Source organism: Chitinophagaceae bacterium (assembly GCA_030053935.1).
Classification (GTDB): Bacteria; Bacteroidota; Bacteroidia; order Cytophagales; family JASGCU01; genus JASGCU01.
Window position 1 is genome coordinate 17,337 of the sequence record JASGCU010000031.1, and the last position, 6,937, is coordinate 24,273.

Annotated in this window: 4 protein-coding genes; all 4 read left to right on the forward strand. The window is 32.7% G+C overall.

The window, feature by feature from the left end:
• Positions 1–550 precede the first annotated feature (550 nt).
• Positions 551–1,825, forward strand: coding sequence for a Glu/Leu/Phe/Val dehydrogenase (locus QM536_04800; protein ID MDI9356332.1), 1,275 nt, complete (start codon positions 551–553; stop codon positions 1,823–1,825).
• 4 nt (positions 1,826–1,829) lie between these two features.
• Positions 1,830–2,486, forward strand: a complete 657-nt coding sequence (locus QM536_04805; protein MDI9356333.1) for a phosphatidylserine decarboxylase family protein — start codon at positions 1,830–1,832, stop codon at positions 2,484–2,486.
• 261 nt (positions 2,487–2,747) lie between these two features.
• Positions 2,748–3,821 carry a M42 family metallopeptidase gene (locus tag QM536_04810; protein ID MDI9356334.1) on the forward strand — a complete coding sequence of 358 codons (1,074 nt, stop codon included), beginning with the start codon at positions 2,748–2,750 and terminating at the stop codon, positions 3,819–3,821.
• 741 nt (positions 3,822–4,562) lie between these two features.
• Positions 4,563–6,596: an alpha-amylase family glycosyl hydrolase gene (locus QM536_04815; GenBank protein MDI9356335.1), complete on the forward strand. Its 2,034-nt coding sequence runs from the start codon at positions 4,563–4,565 to the stop codon at positions 6,594–6,596.
• The last annotated feature ends 341 nt before the right edge of the window (positions 6,597–6,937 follow it).

Here is a 6,937-nt window from a genome sequence, read left to right on the forward strand (position 1 = left end):
CAAGAAGAAAGACAAACCATACTAGCTCAATCAGTACTTGGACTCTATAGAAATGGAGTTTCTATTTCTATTATAACATTATCACTCAATATAACAGAAAAAGAAGTGTTGGAAATAATAAAGAATAATAAAACATGATTCCACACCGAAAAGTCTTTTGGATAAAAATATTGAGATTCAAAACTATTGATAATCAAATTTTACAAAGTTATAAACTTATCAAATGGAGCTTTCGGAGTGGAATCAAATGTTAAAGGTATGAATTTTTATTATATTTTTGCTTTTGCGTAAGGAGAGTCATTAAGTTACAATTACAAACTGAGTAGTTACAAAAACCTCTAAAAGAATACACACACTTTTTAAAAACCAGTATTATCAAAGATTTATAAATTCTTTAAAAAAAATCCTATTTCTATTGAAAATATATATGATATTCATTAGTTTTTAAAATAATATTTTTTATTCTGTAATTTACAATTTTGTGTAATTTTTTTAAACATAATTCAATATACAACAAACACCTAATTTAAAATTAAAATCAATAAAACACATGTCATATATAGAACCCGCACCAATAAAGGATAAAGAAAATCCTTTGGAATCGATGATGTCTCGATTCGATATAGCAGCGAAATGTTTACAATTAGAAGATGAAATTTATAATGTATTAAAAGTTCCAACAAAACAAGTTATAGTTTCCCTCCCTATCACTATGGATAATGGGAAAGTTCAAGTTTTTGAAGGAATGCGTGTTATTCACTCTCATATACTTGGACCATCTAAAGGTGGAATTCGCTATGATATGGGAGTAAATTTAGACGAAGTAAAAGCACTTGCAGCATGGATGACTTGGAAGTGTGCAGTAGTAGATATCCCTTACGGAGGTGCAAAAGGAGGCATAAGATGTAACCCAAGAAATATGAGTGCAGGGGAAATAGAACGTCTTACAAGAGCATATACCGAATCTATGTCTAACGTATTTGGAGTAGATAAAGATATCCCAGCCCCAGATATGGGAACAGGTCCCCGCGAAATGGCATGGCTTATGGATGAATACAGTCGTATACAAGGAATGACAGTAACCGCCGTAGTCACAGGAAAACCTGTTATTTTAGGTGGTTCACTTGGAAGAACAGAAGCTACAGGAAGAGGGGTTATGATAATTGCCCTTTCTGCTATGGAAAAATTAAAAATAAATCCATATAAAGCAACCATTTCTATACAAGGATTTGGAAACGTTGGCTCATGGACAGCATCTCTTTTGGAAGAAAGAGGAAGTATTGTAGTTGCTATCAGTGATATCACAGGTGGTTATTATAATAAAAATGGCATCAATATCGCAGAAGCAATAAAATATAAAGATTCCCATAATGGCATCTTAGAAGGATTCCCAGGAGCAGAGAAAATTAATGGAGAAGATATACTCACATTAGATGTAGATGTATTAGTCCCCGCAGCAAAAGAAGATGTTATTACAGTTCATAATGCAAAAAATATTAAAGCAAAACTTATTGTAGAAGGAGCAAATGGACCTACTTCCGCTAAAGCCGATTCCATACTCCACGAAAAAGGCATTATGGCTGTCCCCGATATTCTGGCTAATGCAGGAGGCGTAACAGTATCTTATTTCGAATGGATACAGAATCGTCTCGGATATAAATGGACAGTAGATAGAGTAAATAGCAGATCAGATAGGATTATGATAGACGCTTTTAAAAAAGTATTTGAAACATCCAAAAAATATAATGTCTCGCTTCGTATAGCAGCATATATAGTTGCAATTGATAAAGTAGCACAGACCTATAAATTTAGAGGAAGATTTTAAAAATATGACCATTCACAAAGAAGGATTTAGTATTCTTATCTATTTACTTATATTTTTTCTCATAGTAAATATAGCAACTTGTTACTTTTCCACAAATAATAAAATTTCTTATACCGTTATAGGAATAAGTGTCATTATATACCTTTTAGTGCTACAATTTTTTAGAAGCCCCACTGTACACACTCCTATAGATGAAAATATTGTATACGCACCCGCAGAAGGAAAAATAGTAAGTATAGAAACAGTATTTGAAGATGAATTTCTAAAAACCAAATGCATACAAGTATCTATATTTATGTCTCCCTTTAATGTTCATGTAAATAGAAACCCTATAAGCGGGAAAGTCCTCTATGCACAATACCACCCAGGAAAATATTTAGTAGCATGGCATCCAAAATCTAGCACCTTAAACGAAAGAACCTCTATAGCCATTCAAAATAAACAAGGAGATACACTTTTAATGAGGCAAATCGCAGGTGCTGTAGCAAGAAGAATAAAATTTTATGTCCAAAAAAATGATACCGTTATCCAAGGAGAAGAATTTGGATTTATAAAATTTGGCTCCCGTGTAGATGTATTTTTACCACTTTCTTACAAAATACTCGTAAAAATAGGAGATAAAACAACCGGCGGAAAAACAATCTTGGCTTCTACACCATAACACACAAAGAATTAAAAAAGAAGATATGGTGACGGTAATTGATCATAATTTTAGAAAAATAACTACTAATGGAACATTGTATTCAAAAATAACGTTTAAAATTATCAACAAACGTTTGTGGTAAAAAAATAAAAAAGTATAAACCCCAAAGGAATGAGAGGAATCAAAGTTTTCTTTCATATCTTTGTGGTAAAAAAAATAAAGTAGCCCAAGTAATTTTATTCATAACTATTTATAAACTCAATATATAACAGATAAAAAATGAACAATACAAGTAAAAAATTTTTATATACGTACCTTAATAATTTTTCTCCAACGGGTTTTGAATCTTCAGGGCAAAAAATATGGTTGGAATACATAAAACCATATATACATAATCATATAGTAGATGTTTATGGAAGCGTTGCGGGAGTAATAAATCCCGATAAAAAATATAAAGTAGTAATAGAAGCACATGCAGACGAAATATCATGGTTTATAAAGTATGTATCTGATGATGGATACCTGTATGTAAGAAGAAATGGAGGGAGTGACCATCAAATAGCACCATCTAAAAGAGTTACTATTTTTACCGAAACTGGAATGGTCAAAGGTATATTTGGTTGGCCTGCCATACACGTGAGAGACGATAAAAAAGAAGAAAACCCCTCTTTAAAAAATCTTTTTATAGATGTAGGTGCTAAAAATAAAAAAGAAGTAGAAGAAATGGGCATTCACGCAGGGTCAGTGGTAGTATTCGAAGACGAACTGATAGAGATGAATAAAAAATTTTTAGTAGGAAGAGGACTTGATAACAGAATAGGCGGATTTGTAATAGCAGAAGTGGCAAGAAAAATATCTGAAAATAATATACAACTCCCTTTCTCATTATACATAGTAAACTCCGTTCAAGAAGAAATCGGGCTCCGAGGAGCAGAAATGATGGCAAGAAGAATAAACCCTGATGTAGCAATTATTACTGACGTAGGACACGATACTACTTCCCCTCTCTATGATAAAAAAGACCAAGGAGAAATAGGATTAGGAAAGGGACCTATTCTTACATACGGACCGGCTGTTCAAAATAATCTTTTAAAAATGATTATAGATATTGCTCAAAAAAAGAATATTCCTTTTCAAAGAACTTCCGTTAGTAGAAGCACAGGAACAGACACAGATGCTTTTGCATACGCAGGAAACGGATCCTCCGCATGTGCTCTCATATCTATTCCTCTCAAATATATGCACACCACTGTAGAAATGGCAGACAAAACAGATATAGATAATGTTATAAATCTGATGTATGAATTTTTAATCCAATTACAGGAAAAACACAACTTTAGATATATACAATAATAGATATCTTTCATAATTGCTAAATATACAGAGCACCATTGAGAGTTAATTTCACCCTGTTTCGTTTTCTTCTATTTCTATAATTCTCATATAATATTCTGAATATTTTTATACTTCATATTATATTTTCTACTAAAACTCTGTTGGAAGATATTCTCTTATTTTCATAACTACTTAGCTACTTTTTAAACTATAATAAACGACTTATAGAGTGGTTGCAAGAAAACTCTTAATTTTTAAATTTCAATTACGTTTTTTAGGGTATTTTTTTGTTTCATTTTTTAGGTTTTTTTAGTAGTTTTTAATAAATTGTGTAAAAACATGTAATTAAAAGGCAATTTCTCCTGATGGCTAAGAAACTTTCACAAATATTTTGGTTTAAACAATATGTTTGTATTTTTTATGTTTTACTAATTCGGTTTCTTTTTCTAATATGATTAATTGGTGATATTAAAATAAAAGGAAAACTTTTGGTTTAAATCTGCTCGAACACTTACAAAAATATAAATCTTCCGTTCTAAAAATTACTTTTAACCATCAAGCACTTTTTACCAACAACCAAGCAGAACAAGATATTAGACCTATAAAGGTAAAACAAAAGATATCAGAGAGTTTCCGTACCGAAACGGAAACGTATTATTATGTCCGAATCGCATGCTTTACTTCTACGGTCCGCAAAAGCAATCTCAATGTTTTATACATTGCTATTTAATTATTAATAACAGGTAAATAAAAAGAAAAATGAATAAAAAAGGAATTGAAAAAGAGAATAACGTGCCCCTTATAGTGCAAAGAGATAGTTGGTTAATACCACATACCAAAGAGATACAAGATAGGATAGTTCGGTTTGGCAATACTTTGGAACATATAAAACGGGATTATACTTCCCTCTCGGAATTTGCAAGTGCTTATAAATATATGGGATTGCATTTTGATGCTTTGGCAAATGGGTGGAGGTATAGAGAATGGGCACCGAGTGCTCGGGAGGTGTATCTTATTGGAGATTTTAATAATTGGGATAGACGGGCAAACCCACTCACCAAAAATATTAATGGGACTTGGGAAATTTTTGTGTCCGCTACCGATTATAATATATTTCATTTATGTAAGTATAAGGTTCATATTGTCCATGCTGATGGAAGTTCAGATAGGATACCTGCCTACGCTCAATATGTGGTTCAGGATGAACAAACAATGGATTTTTCTGCTGTGGTTTGGAATCCCAAGCAATCCTTTATATGGACTGAAGGGACAATTGCTTTACAGGAGATAAAAGAGATGCCTCTTATTTATGAGTGCCACACAGGTATGGCACAAGAGAAAGAGGGGATTGGCTCTTACAGAGAATTTGCTGATAGTATTCTGCCCAAAATAAAAAAACTTGGATATAATGCAATTCAATTAATGGCGGTGCATGAGCATCCTTACTACGGTTCTTTTGGATACCATGTCAGTAATTTTTTTGCTCCGAGTAGTAGGTTTGGTACCCCTGATGACCTCAAATATTTAGTGAATACGGCACATACTTTGAACATAGCAGTTATAATAGATTTGGTTCATTCGCATGCAATCAAAAATAGAGCCGAAGGACTTCATTATTTTGATGGAACGGAGGATTTATATTTTCATAAATCCCCAAGAGGTGTCCACGAACAGTGGGATTCTCTTCTTTTTGACTACGGAAAAAAAGAGGTAAAGCAATTTTTACTTTCTAATATACAGTATTGGTTGCAAGAATTTCATTTTGATGGGTTTAGATTTGATGGGGTCACTTCTCTGCTGTATTTTCACCATGGAAATACGAGTTTTCAAAGCTACGATGATTATTTTACCCACGGAGTAGATTGGGATGCTTTGATATATTTGCAATTGGCAAATGAATTAATACACACTCTGCGAAAAGAAAATATATCTATCGCTGAGGATATGAGCGGCATGCCTGGATTAGCAAGTCCTATCCAAGATGGAGGGATAGGATTTGATTTCCGTTTGGCAATGGGTATACCGGATTTTTGGATAAAACTTCTGAAAGAAAAAAAAGACGAGGAATGGGATATGCATGAACTCTTTTATACTCTCAAAAATAGAAGATGGGGAGAAAAAAACATTGCATATTCGGAGAGTCACGACCAAGCGTTGGTGGGCGATAAGACAATTGCTTTTTGGCTTATGGATAAAGAGATGTATTTTGATATGCATAAAGACCATCACAATATAATTATTGATAGGGGCATTGCTCTTCATAAAATGATTCGACTCATTTCCCTTGCGGCGGGAGGGGAAGGATATCTTAATTTTATGGGAAATGAATTTGGACATCCTGAATGGGTCGATTTTCCGAGAGAAGGGAATAACTGGACTTATAAATATGCTCGAAGACAGTGGAGTTTGTCAGAAAATAAAGATTTACGGTATCAGTTTCTCAATAATTTTGATGCACAGATGATACAGTTTGCTCAAAAAACAAAACTATTGAACAGTCCCCATCCCAAAGAGTTAAATATAGACACGTCAAATAAAGTTCTTATATTTGAAAGAAGAAATTATATATTCTTTTTTAACTGGCACTCTCACAATTCTATTCCTGATTATCGCTTTTATGTTCCAGAACATGGAAAATATAAAATAATACTGAACAGTGACAAAAAAGAATTTGGAGGCTTTGAGAGAATAGATGATACTTTGCTTTATTCTACTATAGAAGACAATAATACTTCTATGCTTTCGGTTTACGCCCCTAATAGGTGCTGTTTTGTGTTAGAAAAATATGTATAAAAAGAGTACATGTTTATTTCATGGTAACTATTGAGCAAGTATTACGAGATAAAAAAGAATACCCATAGGTCACATTACAAAGTTCATCTTATTTTCCATAATAATTCCATCTCTTTGGAATTATTTTATAAAAAAAAAGCAATGAAAAGGTCTACTATATGAGCAATGGATATTAACCCATCGCCAAAAAACAAACAATAATCCTTATCTCATTGCTTTAGATACTCAGTTCCCTTTCTTTATTTCACAATAATTTTCTTGTTTTTTTAAAAAGGAAGACTATAATCGGAGATTATGGTTCCCTAATCGGAGATTATGGTTCCCTAATCGGAGATTATGGT